At 43.8% G+C, this 18,883-nt stretch carries 15 protein-coding genes; 3 read left to right on the forward strand and 12 right to left on the reverse strand.

Translation table 11 applies throughout. From position 1 onward, the window contains the following. Window positions 1–4: 4 nt before the first annotated feature. The 4 genes from HED67_RS15095 to ftsH form a co-directional block, all read right to left on the reverse strand. Window positions 5–952 carry an ROK family glucokinase gene (locus HED67_RS15095; RefSeq protein ID WP_221718793.1) on the reverse strand — a complete coding sequence of 316 codons (948 nt, stop codon included), beginning with the start codon at window positions 950–952 and terminating at the stop codon, window positions 5–7. Further along, entirely contained in the window at window positions 952–1,908 is a 957-nt protein-coding gene (hprK, locus tag HED67_RS15100) for an HPr(Ser) kinase/phosphatase (protein WP_178441457.1), read from the reverse strand. The genes HED67_RS15095 and hprK overlap by 1 nt, the downstream gene beginning before the upstream one ends. A 76-nt stretch (window positions 1,909–1,984) precedes the next feature. Further along, the gene (gene uvrC, locus HED67_RS15105; RefSeq protein WP_221718794.1) at window positions 1,985–3,823 is read right to left on the reverse strand and encodes an excinuclease ABC subunit UvrC; all 1,839 of its coding nucleotides are present in this window, start codon (window positions 3,821–3,823) and stop codon (window positions 1,985–1,987) included. A gap of 238 nt (window positions 3,824–4,061) precedes the next feature. Continuing rightward, entirely contained in the window at window positions 4,062–6,095 is a 2,034-nt protein-coding gene (gene ftsH / locus HED67_RS15110; protein WP_330656596.1) for an ATP-dependent zinc metalloprotease FtsH, read from the reverse strand. A 302-nt stretch (window positions 6,096–6,397) separates the two neighbouring features. On the opposite strand from ftsH, the gene HED67_RS15115 reads away from it, so the two are divergent. Then, the gene (locus HED67_RS15115) at window positions 6,398–8,041 is read left to right on the forward strand and encodes a CTP synthase (RefSeq protein WP_178441455.1); all 1,644 of its coding nucleotides are present in this window, start codon (window positions 6,398–6,400) and stop codon (window positions 8,039–8,041) included. A gap of 160 nt (window positions 8,042–8,201) precedes the next feature. On the opposite strand, the gene HED67_RS15120 is transcribed toward HED67_RS15115, so the two are convergent. Then, window positions 8,202–8,660: a signal peptidase II gene (locus HED67_RS15120; protein ID WP_221718795.1), complete on the reverse strand. Its 459-nt coding sequence runs from the start codon at window positions 8,658–8,660 to the stop codon at window positions 8,202–8,204. Between the two features lie 22 nt (window positions 8,661–8,682). Next, entirely contained in the window at window positions 8,683–9,558 is an 876-nt protein-coding gene (locus HED67_RS15125; RefSeq protein ID WP_178441453.1) for a methionyl aminopeptidase, read from the reverse strand. Between the two features lie 182 nt (window positions 9,559–9,740). Between HED67_RS15125 and HED67_RS15130 the strand changes: the two genes are divergently transcribed. Next, the gene (locus tag HED67_RS15130) at window positions 9,741–10,766 is read left to right on the forward strand and encodes a M42 family metallopeptidase (RefSeq protein ID WP_178441452.1); all 1,026 of its coding nucleotides are present in this window, start codon (window positions 9,741–9,743) and stop codon (window positions 10,764–10,766) included. 165 nt (window positions 10,767–10,931) lie between these two features. Here HED67_RS15130 and deoC read toward each other — a convergent pair whose 3' ends face one another. From deoC to HED67_RS15145, 3 genes are all read right to left on the reverse strand, one after another. Continuing rightward, complete coding sequence (gene deoC / locus HED67_RS15135) at window positions 10,932–11,594, reverse strand: deoxyribose-phosphate aldolase (protein ID WP_221718822.1); 663 nt, start codon at window positions 11,592–11,594, stop codon at window positions 10,932–10,934. Between the two features lie 62 nt (window positions 11,595–11,656). Then, a complete protein-coding gene (locus HED67_RS15140) occupies window positions 11,657–12,493 on the reverse strand; it encodes a metallophosphoesterase (RefSeq protein ID WP_221718796.1) in 837 nt (278 codons plus the stop codon). Between the two features lie 65 nt (window positions 12,494–12,558). After that, window positions 12,559–13,425, reverse strand: a complete 867-nt coding sequence (locus HED67_RS15145) for a patatin-like phospholipase family protein (RefSeq protein ID WP_178441450.1) — start codon at window positions 13,423–13,425, stop codon at window positions 12,559–12,561. Between the two features lie 188 nt (window positions 13,426–13,613). Between HED67_RS15145 and HED67_RS15150 the strand changes: the two genes are divergently transcribed. Further along, a complete protein-coding gene (locus HED67_RS15150; protein WP_221718797.1) occupies window positions 13,614–14,426 on the forward strand; it encodes a hypothetical protein in 813 nt (270 codons plus the stop codon). 316 nt (window positions 14,427–14,742) lie between these two features. Here the strand turns inward: HED67_RS15150 and HED67_RS15155 are convergent, their stop codons facing one another. From HED67_RS15155 to HED67_RS15165, 3 genes are all read right to left on the reverse strand, one after another. Further along, on the reverse strand, window positions 14,743–15,099 hold the full coding sequence (locus HED67_RS15155) for a tautomerase family protein (protein ID WP_221718798.1): 357 nt from the start codon (window positions 15,097–15,099) through the stop codon (window positions 14,743–14,745). 15 nt (window positions 15,100–15,114) lie between these two features. Beyond that, window positions 15,115–16,308 (reverse strand): ATP-grasp domain-containing protein, encoded by a 1,194-nt coding sequence (locus tag HED67_RS15160; protein WP_221718799.1) that lies wholly within the window; start codon window positions 16,306–16,308, stop codon window positions 15,115–15,117. A gap of 65 nt (window positions 16,309–16,373) precedes the next feature. Beyond that, window positions 16,374–18,527, reverse strand: a complete 2,154-nt coding sequence (locus HED67_RS15165) for a DNA topoisomerase III (RefSeq protein ID WP_221718800.1) — start codon at window positions 18,525–18,527, stop codon at window positions 16,374–16,376. Between the last annotated feature and the right edge of the window lie 356 nt (window positions 18,528–18,883).

Raw genomic sequence — 18,883 nt, forward strand, 5'->3', positions numbered from 1 at the left:
CAATCTACAACGTACAGACCATGCCGGCCGCACCGATCATACCGGCATCATTGCCAAGAGATGCCAGTGCAAACTTTGTATCGGCAGATGCATGAAAAGCATAATCCTTATAATAGCGGCTGATACCTTCAATGAGATATTCACCTGCTTTTGACACACCGCCGCCGATAACAAATATATCCGGGTTGACAACACATGCGATATAAGCCGCTGCCCTTCCCAATTGCTTCATCATATTCTCTGCCGCCTGCTCTGCAAGGGCATCTCCGGCTTTAGCTGCATCCAGCACATCCTTGGCTGTCAGCGGTGAAATTTCTCTTAATACGCTATCCTGACTGCATTCTGCCAGTTTCTTTTCTGTAAGATTCACAATACCTGTGGCAGACGCCACCTGTTCAAGACAGCCTCTATGGCCGCATCCGCATGTTCCCACAACTTCATCCGAATCAACGATCACCATATGCCCTATTTCACCGGCTGCACCATTGGCACCTGAAATAATGCGGCCATTCTGGATAATGCCGCCGCCAACGCCGGTTCCTAATGTGAACATCACCAGGTTCTGAAAACCTTTGCCTCCGCCCTGCCACTGTTCACCAAGGGCCGCCACATTTGCATCATTCGCCGCTTTGACTTTCATACCGGTTAATGCTGATAATTCATCTGCCACACGGACATTCCCCCATCCAAGATTCACACAACCCTGGACGATATTTTCATTCAAAACAGGCCCCGGCACACCAATACCGATGCCTGTCACCTGCTCTTTTGACAAATGGCCGGTATCCATTCTGCTTTGTATAGATGCCGCAATATCACTGAGGATTTCAGCTCCATGATTCTCTGTTCTTGTAGGAATTTCCCACTTATCCTGCAATTGTCCTTCTATTGAAAATAATCCGATCTTAACCGTTGTGCCGCCAAGATCTACACCAAAACAATATTTATCCATTAGTCTTCCTCACGTTTCTTCTGAAGGTTGCCTGTCACACGGCGATACAGTTCATGGGCAGCATTGTAGCCCATCTGTTTCTGTCTGTGATTGATCGCTGCTGTCTCAACAATAATTGCCAGATTACGTCCCGGACGGATCGGAATGGAATGACAAACAACTTTATTGCCCAGGATTTCCTCATACTGTTCTTCCAATCCCAGACGATCATACTCACGCTCACGATCCCACTCTTCCAGTTTGATGATCAGGCTGATGCTCTGACTTTCTTCAACACTCTGAACACCATACAATGTCTTAACATCAATGATACCGATACCTCGCAGCTCAATAAAATATCTTGTGATATCCGGCGCTGTACCAATCAGCTCATCATTGTTGGTTTTTTTGATCTCAACCACATCATCGGATACAAGGCGGTGTCCTCGCTTAACCAATTCCAGAGCCGCCTCACTCTTACCGATACCGCTTTCGCCGGTGATCAGGACGCCTTCACCGAATACATCCACAAGTACACCATGGATGGAGATTCTCGGTGCCAATTCTATCTTCAGGAAACGGTTCAGTTCTGAGAAAAAGGATGATGTGCCGTCATCCGTTGCCAATACCGGAACACCGTATTTGTTGCCCAGTTCCATAAATAACGGACGCGGTTCAAGACCACGACAGAAAATCATGCATGGAATACCGGCTTTAAAAATCTTCTCTGTCATCTCACGGATATAATCATCATCATGCATCTTCAGATAAGAATATTCCACCTTACCGATAAGCTGAATGCGGCTGTAATCAAAATACTCAAAGTAGCCTGCAAACTGCAGGGCCGGACGATTGACATCTGTCTGTCTGATGATAATCTTCTTCGTATCAACTTCCGGTGTCAAATTCTTTAAGTTAAACTTTTCAATAACTTTGTTCAGTTTTACACTGTAATTGCCTTTGCTGGTGTTGTACATTCTATCGCTCCATTCCCGTTCAAATAACCATTTCTTTTCAATCTTCGTCTCATTTTAACATATCTTTATATTTTCATCAATGAAAATACGCATAAACTGCTCTGGCACTTCCTGCATTCATACTTTCTGCCTTCATCAGTTCTTCCTCATCCGCCTCCCGGATTTTCTCAATACTGCCGAAATACTTCATCAATGCTTTTCTTCTGGCCGGTCCGATACCCGGGATCTCATCCAGCACCGACTTCACCTGCGTCTTACTTCTCAGCTGTCTATGATATTCTATGGCAAAACGATGGGCTTCATCCTGCATTCTCGTAATTAATTTGAACATTTCTGAATGCGTATCAATGGGCAGTTCTGCCTGTTGATAGTAAAGGCCTCTTGTCCGATGGTGATCATCCTTCACCATGCCGCATACCGGGATATTCAGATGCATCTGATCAAGCACCTTCAACGCCACACTGACCTGCCCTTTGCCGCCATCCATCATCAGGACATCTGGGAAATCTGAAAACTTTCCATTTATATTCTGTCCGATTTCCTCAAGACCATGCTGAAAACGTCTTGTCAGCACTTCCTCCATGCAGCGATAATCATCCTGTCCTTTCACTGTCCGGATCCTGAACTTACGATAGGCATTGCGCTTCGGCTTGCCATTTTCATAGACGATCATGGAACCAACGGTTTCCACACCGCTGATATTTGAAATATCAAAGGCTTCCATTCTGCGGATTCCTTCTGGAATGCCAAGCATATCTGCAAGTTCTCTGACTGCTCCGGTTGTTCTCGCTTCTTCCAGACGGATTTTCTCCCGGTCTTTTGTTAAAACATTCCGGGCATTCTCCGCGGCCAGTTCTACAAGACGTTCTTTCTGTCCCCGCTGAGGCACAACTTCACGAACTTTGTGTCCTTTGCGGTCTGACAGCCATTCGAGAATGATCTCTCTGTCATCCAGCGGATACTGCAGCATTAACGTGGACGGAACAAAAGGTGATGATGCATAATACTGTTTGACAAATGCTGTCAGGACCTGGCTTTCCGTATCATTGGCTACACCGGATACATAGAAATGCTCGCGTCCGATCAATCTGCCGTGACGGACAAAGAAAACCTGTACCACCGCTTCATCCTTATCTCTTGCAAATGCGATCACATCCTTGTCATCCATCTCCGCACTGGTAATCTTCTGCTTCTGATCAATCTGCTTTACACTGTTCAGCAAATCTCTGTAAGATGCCGCTTTTTCAAAATCCATTTTTTCAGAAGCCGCATACATCTTCTCCGTCAGCATCTGAATCACCGGCTGGAAATTGCCGCCAAGGAAATGCAGCATCTGCCGCACATTTTCACGGTATCCTTCCTGCGAGATGTAAGCCTGGCATGGTGCCTGGCACTGTCCCATATGATAATACAGACACGGCCTGTCATTGCCGGTCTCCTTCGGCAGACTCCTGCTGCAGTTCCGAATCTTGTAGATTTTCTGTGACAGATCAATAATATCTCTCACCGACTGGGAACTTGTATACGGGCCAAAATATTTGGCTTTGTCTTTCTTCATGGAACGCACCAGCATAATTCTCGGGAATGCCTCGCCTACAGTCACCTTGATATAAGGATAAGTCTTATCATCCTTCAGCATTGTATTGTATTTTGGCCGGTGCTCCTTGATCAGATTACACTCCAGAACAAGGGCCTCCAGCTCCGAATCTGTGATAATATATTCAAAACGCGCCACATGGCTGACCATCTGACGAATCTTCGGCGTATGATTTCTGCTGTTCTGAAAATACTGTCTGACTCGATTTTTCAGGATAATAGCCTTACCGACATAAATAATATCATCGTGGTCATCATGCATAATGTAAACCCCAGGCTTAGCAGGCAGCTTCTTCAGTTCTTCCTGAATATCAAACATTGTTTTCTTCCTCCACACCGGGTGCTAAATCTCTTTAATTTTGAACAGTATCCAAGAGTCATTAAGTTTTAGCACCTGTATTATTTTTAAATAAAATGATGGTTATCAGCTTTTAGAGTATCTACAGCACAATTTTGTAAATATCATAATAAAAGGGCTGCTGCTTAATACAGACATGTTTTTTCTGTCTGTACTTTGCAGCAGCCCTTTTATAACGACTATGACTGATATTGATTGCTTAATCTTCTGATTTATTATCTAAGGAGACGTTGATATCGGATTCCGACGGCACATCATTGTCTGTTTCTGCTTCGTTTGAAACCGATTCAGCCTGCACATCTGTCTCTAAATCATTCTCAGATGAGTTTGAAACATTTTCTTCTGACTTCTCGGCTTCCGGATCCTGGATGCCTTTGACTTCACGGAAGATTTTCATGAATTCCTTGCCGGTGATTGTCTCACGCTCGATCAGGAAAGCCGCGATCTTGTCCAGGCAATCTCTGTTGTCAGCTAAAAGTGCCAGTGCCTTATCATAGGCTTCTTTCAGGATCTTCATAACTTCCTGATCAATTTCTGCTGCTGTCGCTTCACCACAATTAAGGGTGGCACGACCTCCCAGATACTGGTCTTCGACGGTTGTCAGACCAATCAGTCCAAACTTCTCAGACATACCATATTGAGTGATCATGGCACGCGCCAGTTTGGTTGCCTGCTCAATATCATTGGAAGCGCCTGTTGTCACACTGTCAAATACAATACTCTCTGCCGCACGACCGGCCAGCATTGTCACCAGTTCCTCACGGATCTGCTTCTCAGACATCAGATATTTTTCTTCCTCCGGCACCTGCATAACGTATCCCAGTGCACCCATCGTACGAGGAATAATCGTAATCTTCTGCACCGGCTCCGTGTTCTTCTGAAGGGCAGCCACAAGTGCATGACCCACTTCATGATAAGAAACGATCCTTCTCTCCTCTGCACTGAGTACACGGTCTTTCTTCGCTTTACCGGCAATAACCACTTCCACAGATTCAAAAAGATCAGACTGTGAAACTGCATTCCGGCCGTTGCGAACTGCCATAAGGGCAGCTTCGTTGATAATATTGGCCAGATCAGAACCAACCGCACCGCTTGTTGCCAGAGCAATTTCCCTGAAATCAACTGTTTCGTCCATGCAGACATTCTTCGCATGAACTTTCAGAACATCGATACGTCCTCTCAGATCAGGACGCTCTACAATAATCCGGCGGTCAAAACGTCCCGGACGAAGAAGTGCCTTATCCAAAATCTCCGGACGGTTCGTCGCTGCAAGAATAATGATGCCCTTAGACGAATCAAAACCATCCATCTCAGCCAACAGCTGGTTCAATGTCTGCTCACGCTCGTCATTGCCACCGAATCTTGAATCACGGCTCTTGCCGATGGCATCCAGTTCATCGATAAAGATAATACACGGCGCATTCTGCTGTGCCTGCTTAAAAAGGTCTCGTACTCTGGAAGCACCGACACCCACGAACATCTCTACGAAATCGGAACCTGAAAGACTGAAGAAAGGCACATTGGCTTCACCGGCAACTGCCTTGGCAAGCAATGTCTTACCTGTTCCGGGAGGCCCCACAAGAAGGGCACCCTTAGGCAGTTTCGCACCAATCTTCGTATACTTCTCCGGATTATGAAGAAAATCTACTATCTCTTTCAGAGACTCCTTCGATTCCTCCTGACCTGCCACATCCTTGAATGTGACGCCTGTCTTGTTCTGTACATAGAGCTTGGCATTGCTCTTGCCGACGCCCATAACACCACCGCCGCCTTTGAAAGCGTATCGGTAAAAAATCATCATCACTGCTACCATCAGAACCATCGGCAGCACAAAGGACAAAATACTGCTCAATACATAAGTTGTTGTGTCAACAACCTTACGTGAATATGTCACACCGGCATTGTCCAATTCTTCATACATACGTTCATCCTGAACATTGCCTGTATAATACTTGACGTACTTATCATTCTTCAATTCGAAATAAATACGGTCGGAATCCAACTCAACCTTGGTGACCTTACCCTCCTGAACATCCTGCATAAACTCAGTATAAGTCACTTCCTTCTGAGAAGCGGATGTGATTTTGCCGGATAAAATCTGCGCAATGATCATCACAGCCACCGCAATGACCACCATAACGAGAAGGCTCTTCTTGTTCATATCATCCTTCTTGTTATTGCTGCCCCCAGAATCCTGATCCGGACGATTGTTGTTCATGTTCTTATCTTCCATATATCCTCCTGCCTATAGGCTTATTCATAATCCTATGTATTTCCCGCTGCTTTTGCAGGATGCACCTTTATATTATAAGTAAATATTCAAATCAAATCAATAGCAAACCAAACTTTTCACAAATTCTTTATTTTTCAGAATCACTTTTTTATAATAAAATTTTACAGTTTTTTCCAATTAAATTTTTTTCAAAAATTTGTAGATTCTTAAGAAAAGGTGCGCTATAATATCTTAGTTATTGATTGTCTTTTTTTCAAATGTAAACTTTATATTTTATTTTTCATATACTAAGGAGGCTCATTATGGCAGTAAAATATGTATTTGTCACAGGCGGCGTCGTATCCGGTTTAGGCAAGGGTATCACAGCGGCTTCTCTGGGAAGACTTCTGAAATCCCGCGGTTATTTCGTTACAATGCAGAAATTTGATCCATACCTGAATATTGACCCGGGTACAATGAACCCTTATCAGCACGGCGAAGTTTTCGTTACAGATGATGGTACAGAGACTGACCTGGATCTCGGACATTATGAACGTTTTATCGACTGTTCCCTCAACAGCCGCTCCAACGTAACCAGCGGTAAAGTTTACTGGGATGTTCTTTCCGGTGAACGTCGCGGCGATTACGGCGGCAGCACTGTTCAGGTTATCCCTCACATCACCAATGCCATCAAGAGCCGTTTCTACAGAAATCCATCCTCAAGAGAAACTGAAATTGCGATCATTGAAGTCGGCGGTACTGTAGGCGATATTGAAAGTCAGCCATTCCTGGAATCTATCCGTCAGTTCCAGCATGAGATTGGCCGTGAAAACTGTATGCTGATCCATGTAACATTGATTCCTTATATCAAATCTTCCGGCGAAATGAAAACAAAACCGACCCAGAATACTGTTAAGGATCTGCAGGCACTTGGTCTTCAGCCGGATGTCATTGTATGCCGTTCCGAACTTCCTCTGGATGACGGCATCAAGGACAAAATTTCTCTTTTCTGCAACGTAGATACGCATAATGTTATTGAAAATCTGGATGTTGATGTACTCTACGAAGCACCTCTTGCCCTTGAGAAAGAGAAACTGGCACAGGTTGTCTGCAAGCGTCTCGGCATTGATTGTCCTGAACCCGATCTGGACGACTGGAAAGCTATGATTCATGCATGGAAGAACCCAACAAAGAAAGTACGCATCGCCCTTGTTGGCAAATATGTCCAGCTTCATGATGCCTATATCAGCGTTGTTGAATCTCTGAAACATGCTGCATGCGCCAATGGTGCAGAAGTTGAGATCCAGTGGGTGGATTCTGAACTTGTAAGCTCCTTCAATGTTGACCAGATCCTGAAAGATGCCGATGGTATCCTTGTACCTGGCGGTTTCGGCGACAGAGGTATCGAAGGCAAGATTACAGCCATTGAATATGCCCGTACACACAATGTGCCGTTCCTTGGACTCTGCCTCGGTATGCAGATGGCCATCGTTGAATTTGCCCGCCATGTACTGGGTTATGCAGATGCACACAGTTCTGAACTGAATCCAAATACAACACATCCGGTTATCCACATCATGCCGGATCAGCACAATGTCACTGACCTTGGCGGTACACTCCGTCTCGGTGCTTACAAATGTGTCCTTGATGAGAATTCCAAAGCTTATGAGCTGTATGGCGAAAAAGTGATTGAGGAACGTCACAGACACCGTTATGAAGTCAACAACGAATACCGTGATGTACTGACTGAAAATGGTATGCAGCTGTGCGGTATTTCTCCTGACGGCCGTATTGTTGAAATGATCGAATTAAAGGATCACCCTTGGTTTGTGGCTACACAGGCTCATCCTGAATTCAAATCACGTCCTAATAAGCCGCATCCTCTGTTCAAAGGCTTTGTTGCAGCCGCTCTTGAATATGAAGATGCAGCCAAGTCTGAAGCCGAAGCACCTTCAGAAGCTGAATAATCCGGAGAAGATTATTCGTGCAGCGTAACTCAAAAAGCACTTCCGACAGTTTTACCCACTGTCAGAAGTGCTTTTTCCTTGTATTTTTTATAAAAACGAATTACAGCTTCCCTTGTTATCAGTAAACTGCCCATTGTCTAAAGCCAATAGGCTTCCTGCTTCAAAATGTCTCCCGGATCTCTCCCAGCACTGTCAGTATACCGCCAAGGAAAATGGCCATATCCCCCAGATTAAAGATCATCTTCTCCAGCCGCTCAGAACCTATCGAAATTCTGAAATAATCTGTCACTTCTTTTTTGATGATCCGATCATAAGCATTGCTGGCTGCGCCTCCCAACAAAAGCGCCAGTCCCATTTGAATCAACGGCGACCGCTTCTTGTACAGCGCCCCCATCAAACCGCCTGCCAGCACACCAATCCCCAGCAGCGTTATTCCCATCAGCATCTTCGGCTTCTTCTTCATCCAGCCAAGCATCGCTCCGGGATTGTGGAAGCGTGTAATAATTATACGTCCGCCCACTGCCGGTTCATAGCAGTTTTCCTCTTTGTGAGTGTCAATATAGTGCTTAATACCAAGGTCAACTGCACAAATGGCAACAGCCAGCAATATCCACAGCATTCTGCTTCACTCCTATCATTGATTAATATGAGATAACTTCATGACCATCTTCTGTGACAAGTACCTGAATCTCCCACTGCGCAGAAGGTTTCTTATCATTGGTATAAACGGTCCAGCCATTCTTCTTATCCACACTGATCTTATGTGTGCCCATGTTCACCATTGGTTCAATGGTAAACATCATACCCGGTGCCATCACCATCTGTGTGCCCTTCTTATAAATATAACCTACCCATGGATCTTCATGGAACTCAAGGCCAACACCATGGCCGCCGATATTTCTTACTACCTGATAGCCATTCTCAGTGGCATGATCATAAACAGCCTGGCTCATATCACCGAGAAATCCCCATGGCTTAACCTGTTCAAGGCCCAATTCAACACACTCTTTAACGACCCGCACCAGTTTTCTCTTTTCTTCTGAAACATTGCCGATACAGAACATTCTGGATGAATCAGAATAATAGCCCTTATAAATAGTAGAGACATCCACATTAATGATGTCGCCGTCCTTAAGTACAACTTTCGGAGACGGAATACCATGGCAGACTTCCTCATTCACAGAAGTACATACACTCTTCGGAAAACCTTCATAGTTTAAAGGTGCAGGAATGCCTCCCATCTTCGTTGTTGTATCATAAACAATCTTATCAATCTCTTCTGTCGTCATCCCCTCTTTAATCTTTGAAGCGACTTCATCTAAAACAGCAATGTTGATCTTCGCACTCTCCCTGATACCTGCAATCTGTTCAGGCGTCTTGATCAGTGAATGATCCGGAACGATATGGCCCTGAGATCTCAATTCTTCAATCTTCTCATCAAAACTCTGATGGCAATTCTTGTACTTCTTCATACTTCCGCACCAACACGGATCATTTCTTCCAATTTTCACATGCATAGTCGTATCTTCTTTCATTTTATAAAATTCTTGTCATACTTCTGACCGGCACATCTGCCAAATCCCCATGTACCAGCCTACAAAACATATCCTATTATAACACACTTTATACATAAACGTATACTGCTTTTCTTTTTATGAGAAATTAGCTATAATAAAAGAAAAACATCAGGAGGATTCACATGAACGAAATAGATTTTATCTTAGAGCAATTAAAAGATCTGACGGCCATTGACAGTCCCACAGGTTTTACTGAATATGCCGCTGAACATGTCATGAATGTTTACAAAAAAATGGGCTACGCTCCTGTCCGCACTGCTAAAGGCGGAATCTTTATTGATCTCGGCGGCAAGAATGAAGATGATGCCATTCTGCTGACAGCTCATATGGATACACTTGGCGCCATGGTCCACACTGTCAAAAATGACGGTCGTTTGAAACTAACTCCGCTGGGCGGTCTCAATCCCAATAATACTGAAGGCGAAAACTGCCGAATCTATACCCGGGGCGGAAGAATTTATGATGGTACTTTTCAGTTAATTGATGCTTCCATCCATGTCAACGGCGATTATAACGAGAAGAAAAGGACTTTCGATACCATGGAAGTCGTTCTGGATGAAGATGTCTACAACAAAGAAGGCGTTGCCGCCCTTGGCATCCGCACCGGCGATATTGTCTGCTTTGATCCGCGAACACGTATTACTGAATCCGGTTATATCAAGAGCCGTTTTCTTGATGATAAACTGAGTGTTGCCATCCTTATGGGCTATGCCAATTATCTTCAGGAACAGGATATCGTTCCTGAGCGCCGCATTTATCAGCACATTTCCGTCTTCGAAGAAGTCGGTCACGGCTGTTCTTATCTTCCTGCACCTGTCAGTGAAGTACTGGCTGTTGATATGGGATGTGTCGGTGAAGGCCTCAACTGTACAGAACGCCAGGTATCCATCTGTGCCAAGGACAGCCATGGGCCTTATCACTATGCCACTGTTTCATCACTGGTTGCTGCTGCAGAAGAACAGGGTATTGATTTTGCCATTGATATCTACCCTCATTATGGTTCAGATGCAGATGCCGCTCTTGATGCCGGTTATGATATCCGCCATGCTCTCATCGGTGCCGGTGTCTATGCTTCACACGGCTACGAACGTTCTCATATTGAAGGCGTGAAAAATACTTTGGAATTATTAAAAGCCTACTTGGATTAAGCTTTATTTTCCTTCTGGGCATAGGCAAATGCTTTCCTTTAGATAATACATAATGCGAAGTAAATACCGCAAAACCGGACAGATAGCTTTTGATCCATTCTGTCCGGTTTCTTTTTATAATTATACGATTAGCTGTTCGCCTCTATAAAATTAGCTTTTCTGCTTCTATAAAATTGGCTTTTCTGCTTCCATAATCTTAACTAAACGGCTTGTTCCGAGTCTTGAAGCCCCAAGCTCCAGAAATCTCTGAGCATCCTCAAAGCTTCCGATACCGCCTGCTGCCTTAATTTTGACATGATCACCGATATGTGCCGCAAAAAGTGCCACATCCTCAAATGTTGCACCGCCGGTGCCAAATCCTGTGGATGTCTTAATAAAGTCAGCACCGGCCTCTGTCACGACTTCACACATTTTTATTTTTTCTTCTTCTGTCAGATAGCAGGCTTCCACAATGACCTTCAGAATTTTATCATCACAGATATCCTTCATGGTATGGATTTCTGTCTGAATATCATGAAATCTCTTTTCCTTAACCCACCCAAGATTAATCACCATATCTACTTCATCTGCGCCGCGATCTAAAACTTCTTCCGTCTCCAACGCTTTCACTGCTGTCGTATGGTAACCGTTTGGAAAGCCTACAACTGTACATACCGGCATCCGTCCGCAAAGATAATCTTTGACCTGTTTGACTCTGTTTGGCGGTACACAGACTGAAGCCGTTTCGTATTGAAGGGCTTCATCACAAAGTACCTGTAGTTCCTCCCAGGTTGCTGTTGGTGCTAAAAGTGTATGATCTACCTGCCGTAAAATTTCTCTTCTGTCAATATTCTGCAAAACTTTGCCCCCTCTTTCTTGTATGCTGCTTGCATTTTCCTGCAATTGAAGGATTACTCCGTCTCCAGAATATACAATGCATCTTTGATATGTACAGCCGCACTGTTATCTCCAAGCTGATACAACGGCCATTCCGTGTGATACCCCAGACATGGGCAGATATGAGTGATGCCATCTCTTTGAACATGACTGCGATAGTGAACATGACCGCATACCGCATATCGTACAGGGTATTTTTTATAAAGTGCTTCTATGGCTGTACTGCCCAAAAATGCATTAAAAAATCCCCATTTCAAACCTCCCGGTGTCTCCGGCACGCAAAAATCCTCAACCGGCAGCATATGCGTCACAGCAAGAATCGGCAAATCACCGCATGCTTCCAGCTGTTCTTCTAACTGTCTCAGGCATCGCTTCGTCTGACTACGATTATCTGTTGTCCACTGATTAAATAATTTGTCCTGCCATGTTCTGCCATCCATTGTCATGGCGTCCAGCTGTTCCTCTGTATATTCCGGCGATGCCATCGTATAGTCATACCATCCCAGGTCGCCAATCAACGCCAATTTCCTGCCATCTTTTTCCAATATGATATGCCTGCCTGACAAACAATGCGGATCTTCTCTGTAAATTCGGTCAATTTCCTCTGTCCTGCGCTCCGGACAATTCTTATTCCACATATCATGATTTCCAGGTACATAATATACCGGAAACGGACACAGTGACTGCAGTCTTTCCACTGCTTTGATTGTCTGATCCTGTGTCTCACTGATATCACCGGCAATGACCAGAGCATCCACTGACTGCATTCCTGCCGTCTCTGCCGTCAGCTCCAGAATAGGGAATGCCTCATTGATGTCAACATGTAAATCTGAAATCAATCCGATTCTCATCTTTATCCATCCTCTCATCCTTGTTGATCTATACTGTTGATTCCACCGGAATCATTCTGCTGTTTTTAATCCGTCAATCCGCAAAATGCCCTGATCTCACCCATTCGCCGCATGGCTTGTTGATAACCCATATCATAGCCATCCTGCAATTTATCAATATCCTTTTCCATGCTGGCCAAAGGATATTCCGGCCGAAACAGCAATGCCTGTCCTTTTGCCTCCAGTTCATTGCAGTAAGCGACTTCTGCATTATAGTAATCATGTCGTTCAAGCAGGGGCTTCACCATATTCGGGAATCGTCTTTTCAATATCTTTGCTGCCAATTCATTGGATTTATCTTTTTCTTTGATGTAAGTTTTCTCTCTGGTTAAAATAATGATATGTTTGTGATATCCATCTGCTTCCGCCTTGTGAATCGTAATCGGCTCGCATACACCGCCATCATAATAATACTGTCCATCTATCTCTATTGCCGGAAAAAGCATCGGAATGGCACAAGTTGCCTGGAGCATCCTGCAGCTCTTGTCCATCTTCATACCATCCATATAATTGATCTGTCCTGCCCGGGCATTCGTCACACCGACAGCCATTGTCCCTTTATACGCTCTGAATGTCTCCCAATCCATAGGTTCCAGCTCATTCACCAGCGTGTCATAGGCAAATTTCAGCCCAAATATACTCCTGTCTGTTAAGAAATTTCTCATGCCCATATATCGTTTATCATGGCGGTACTTTTTCAAAATCTGAATATTTCTTCCTTTCTGCTGAGAAATGTACGAACCGGCATAGGTAATACCTGCAGACACCCCACTGATATGAGGCATCATAATTCCTGCATCCAGAAATGCATCTAAAATCCCCATTGTAAACACCGTTCTGAATGTTCCTCCTTCAAGGACCAGACTTACATCCTTCACATTAATGTCAAGCATTGCATCACTCTTTTCTATAATATTCATGTAACAGTATAATACAAACCTGACAAAATATCGACAAAAAATAGAATTTATTCTTTAATTCATTAGAACAATGGTGTAGAATAAGCTCATATAATATATATATAATGTAATATTTATGCAACGATATAAATAATTATTAAGATTCAAGGATAGATTACACTATGTCTCACCAACACACACCCGCTCATTTGATCAATTCCGCACAATTCCACCGATGGCTGCATCGCCTCCATCGTCAAAAAGCATTGCTGCGTGTACTGTTCTTCGTCATTACCTTTGCCTATTGGGAATTGATGCTTCATCTCATTCTCTTCAAAGACTGGCACGGTCTGCTGTACCCACTGCTGATGGCTGTCTTTATGGGGGCTGTTGCAGGACTCATCACAACAGGATGCCGCCCAAAAATGAATATGATTCTATCATGGGTTATCCTTAGTGTCCGTTTTCTGCTACTTATGGTTTATCTGATCTTCTGGCAGGTTTTTAAAACTGCTTTTTCATTTTCATTAATCATCGGCGGTTCTGAAGGGGCCAACGCCTTGACACAGTTCAATGATCTGGTCTTTAGTGCTATACATAAAAATATCTGGGCTATTATTTTATTTGCAATACCCCTGATCATTTTTCTGATATTCTGTATTCGCAATCCGAAGTTTCGTTATCTTCGTCCGGCAATGACTATGAAATGGGCAACAGCAATAATTCTCCTGATGCTTCTCTTTACAGTAAGTGTCAATAAAGCCAACGATGACAGCTATTCGCCTCAGAGTCTTTACAGCAATCAATGGGTAAAAGATTTGTCTTTAAGAAAACTTGGCTTTGATCTGACTGCTTTTTCAGATTTCAAATATGCCCTTTTTCCATCCCTTGTGCCGCAATCAGACTTTGTTGCGTATACAATGCCTGAAATCAGTACCCCATCAGATAAAATGGTGAATGTCGTGATACTGTCACCGGCGAGACAAAAGCACTGACCAATGCTTCTCTCCCGGCCAATTATTTGAGTACAATGCAGAATGTTGTTGATGCCAAATGGACTGCCGCCGGCAAAATCCTTACCTCCGACTATTATCGTTATCTCAAAGAGAAGCTTGGAACAGACGCCCTTGTGACCAAATAATATCACAGGCAATGTCAGCATAGAATGCACAGGCAAATTTGTAATTTGCTGCAACAGTTTCAAACTGCAGCCGTTCCAATATGAAAATTAAAAGACTATTCACAATATGCCCGGTATCCTCATATGTTTCGATACCGTCTGCGTCTCTTCTGTGAATAGTCTTTTGTATGTTAAATCTTAAATATCTGTGCCGGCTTATCCCAGCCATTAATCACTTCGTATTTGATGTACAGATTCACTGGTTCAATTGACAACGTCTTCCGGTACAGTTCATGCATTGCCTGATCAAACTTCTCAAATACTTCGTAACCGCCGCCTCCGAAAAACTTGCATTCCACAAAGGCCGTGGGTACATGATGAATCTCACCTGTTCCCCTGCTAAGATGAACACCGCCCTCATAAGCCGTCATCATTCTTATCGGGTCTTTGCCAAGAATATCTTTTATAAGTTCTGCAGTTCCTTCTCTGAGTCTTTTCTCCTGTGCTTCATCCAGGTTCACATTCGTCGTTGTCCGTATAAAAGGCATATGCATCCTTCCCTTCTACTGCCATGTTGCCTGCACAAAATCAATAAATTCATCCTTCTGCTCTTCTGTATCCAGTCTTGCTGTCCACATATGGTCTCCCATCGCACCTGAAATAATCTCCGGAATATCCTCATCCATCACAATCTGATCACGATATCGTTCACGAATTTCTTCCGGTGTATGGATATAATTCTTGCCATTTCTTCGGCCTGCATAAACTGCAAAATATTTTCTCTGATTCAGATCAACATAAGTCTTATCATAAACAACCATATCTGCCCAGATGCTGTACACATCCACGCTGTTGGCATAATTGTACATATCCGGTGTCCATCCGCCTGCCGGACGCATATTCACTTCAAGTGCAACAATATCTCCCTTTTTGCCCAGTCCTTCTTTATCATCAAGAAGTCTGAAAAATTCTAAATGGAAGAAACGGCTTCTAACATCAAAAGCCTTCACGGTCGCCCTTCCGGCTCTTCTCAGATCTTCAGGCAGTATATTGGCCGTGTAATAAGATAAATGATCCTTATTATTCACGATATCTGCCACACTTCTTGGCCAGGATACCGTTGTCTCAAATATAATATCACCATGACTGTCTGAGATGCCGTCATAAGACCAGATATCTCCTGTGATGAATTCTTCCATGATATAGTCAACATCCGATTTTGTCTCATAGAAATAACGCATTTCATCAGGATTTGACAGCTTATAACTCTCTTCTGCACCCATACCTCCATCCGGTTTCACAAATACCGGATATCCGACTTCTTCTGCAAATGCAAGTCCCTCTTCCAGAGAAGAAACCATGTGATATCTTGCTGTCGGTACACCTGCTTTCTTATAAAATGCCTTCATGGCAGATTTTCTCCTGACATTGGCAACCTGCTCACTCTTCATACCCGTTGTAATATTGAAATCTGTACGCAGTCTGGCATCTTGTGTCAACCAGTATTCATTGTTGCTTTCAAGCCAATCGATCTTGCCATACTTGTGGGTAAAATACCCCATTGCACGAACCATCTGATCATAATCTTCCATATTGTCCACACGATAATATTCTGTCAGGCTGTTCTTAACCTGCTCTGACAGTGAATCATAAGGTGCATCACTGAGTCCAAGAACTGTAACGCCTCTCTGTTTTAATCGATCGCAAAAATTCCAGTAAGATGCCGGAAACTGTGGTGATACAAATACAAAATTCATATTTTTCCCTCTTTCGTTTAAATTAATTATCTATATCATTTTATAAAATATTTTGATGTATCTGTTTACTTTTGGGATTTGTCGTTATCGGCATCCAGATTTAATTTTGCAAATGCTGCTGCAAATGCATTGTTGATAGGCTCATTCGCCTCTTTTTGCTGTCGTCTCATATACTGCTGAACATCCCGCTTGCTGACGCCGGCTCCCTCTTTCTTACGACGATTCTGAAATGCAGAAAGCTTCTCCTTATAGCCGCAGGAACACACAAAGGTTTGCGCATCCCCTTTGCCGTACATCTCCATTTTCTTATGGCACTTCGGGCATCTGGCATTGGTCTTTCTTGAAACACTTTCTCTGTATCCGCAGCTTCTGTCCTGGCAGACAAGCATTTTACTGTTTTTACCCTGTACAGACAACATCCGTTTCCCGCAATTCGGGCACAGATGATTCGTCAGATTCTCATGTCGGAACTGTCCCTCTCCACCGGCAATCTCCCTGACAATTTCTTCTGTGTAACCACGGATTTCAGAAATAAAGCTATCTTTCTTCAAGCGTCCCTCAGAAATAGCCAACAGCTTCTTCTCCCAGTCTGCTGTCAGTTCCGGTTTTTTTAAATCCTCCGGCACAAGTCCCAAAAGCTGACGTCCCTTGGATGTGACACGGATATCTTTGTCCTTCTTTTCCATCAGGAAACTATTAAACAGTTTGTCAATGATATCCGCCCTGGTTGCAACAGTTCCGAGATTTCCTTTCTCCATCGCTGTCAAAAGTGTTCCTTCGTTGTAGTAAGCAGGCGGTTTCGTCTGGCCCTCACTCACTTTCGGGCGCATCACTGCATCCTTCCGTCCTTTTTCAAGTTTAGGCATACTCGTCACAGTCATAAGAGGATTATCTTCCTCTTCTTCCCATTCTGATTCATAAACCTGCTGCCATCCGGCTTCTTTCATCATCCTGCTGCCGGCCGTCCACTTCTCTCCTGCACAGCTTCCTGTCAGCTTGATCTGCTCATATTCACAGGGCGGATAAAGCACAGCCAGGAAACGACGTACCACCAGATCATAAATCTTTCGCTCTTCTGAGGACATATGATCCAACTGTACAAACTGCTCTGTCGGGATAATCGCATGATGATCTGAAACCTTGCTGTCATCAACAAAACTCTTATTCGTTCTGATCGGCTGCAGAAGTAGTTTCCCGGCCAGTTTCCTATACGGACCGACTGCACATGCCTCCAGTCTCTCTTTCAGAGTTTCTGCCACATCCCTGCCAATATATCGGGAATCTGTTCTCGGATAAGTCAGAACCTTGTGATTCTCATACAAACGCTGCATAATGTTCAGTGTTTCTTTTGCCGAATATCCAAAACGCTTATTCGCATCTCTCTGCAGCTCTGTCAGATCATACAGCCCCGGCGAATAACTCTTTTTAACTGAACGCTGAACATCTGTGATCAGCATCTCATCCTTTTCTGCCTTCTCAGCAATAGACTGTATACGTTCTTTATCAAAAGAACGATTACTTCCGCTCTTCCCTTCCTGCCAGTTCCATGTCATGCCATGGCTCACTGTTGTCAATGTATAAAACCTCTTCGGCACAAAAGACTTGATTTCCTGTTCCCTGGCTGCAATCAACGCCAATGTCGGTGTCTGAACACGTCCGCAGGATAACTGTGCATTATAACGACATGTCAATGCCCTTGTTCCATTCATTCCTACCAGCCAGTCCGCTTCCGCTCTGGCCTCTGCCGCCGCATACAGATTGAGATAGGCTCTTCCATCCTTCAAATTCTTAAAGCCCTCTCTGATGGCCTTATCCGTCACAGATGAGATCCAGAGACGCCTGACCGGCTTCTTATTGCCGGCAATCTTCAAAATCCACCTGGCGACCAATTCTCCTTCTCTTCCGGCATCCGTTGCAATAACAACTGTTCCCACATCTTTGCGAAGCAGATGATTCTTCACAATCTGAAATTGTCTGTGTGTCTGCTTGATCACTACAAGCTTAAAATGCTGCGGCATCATCGGAAGATCTTCTGCATTCCATGCCTTGTACTTCGGATCATATCCTTCCGGGTCTGCTAAAGTTACAAGATGTCCCAGAGCCCAGGTCACAATATAATTCTCACCCTCAAGCGCTCCCTGATTGCTTCTTGTACATTGCAGGACTCCGGCAATATCCCGTCCCACGGAAGGCTTTTCAGCAATTACCAATGTTTTCATCTATAATAAACCACTGCCTTTCTGAATAAATAGGTTTCTTATAGTTTATCACATTATTTTTATCCGTTACAGGCTAAAAATGAAGGATATTTAAAAATCTGTATTTTGACACCAACGAAATGCGTAGCATTTGGAAGGCTAGCACTGAACAGTTACGATAAATTTTATGATAAAGCTTGACAGCACCATCTTTTAATGATATAACTTTACAAGTCTCGTATAAAAACGAACATCTAAAATCGAACACATTGTCATATAGGACTATAGATTTTCCAAGTTTCTGATTTACAAACTGGTGGTCTTTAGTCCTTTTTTTATTCCACTTATCAACCACAGCAGTTATTTTTAAAGCAGTT

Source organism: Pseudocoprococcus catus (assembly GCF_019734885.1).
GTDB lineage: Bacteria > Bacillota > Clostridia > Lachnospirales > Lachnospiraceae > Coprococcus_A > Coprococcus_A catus.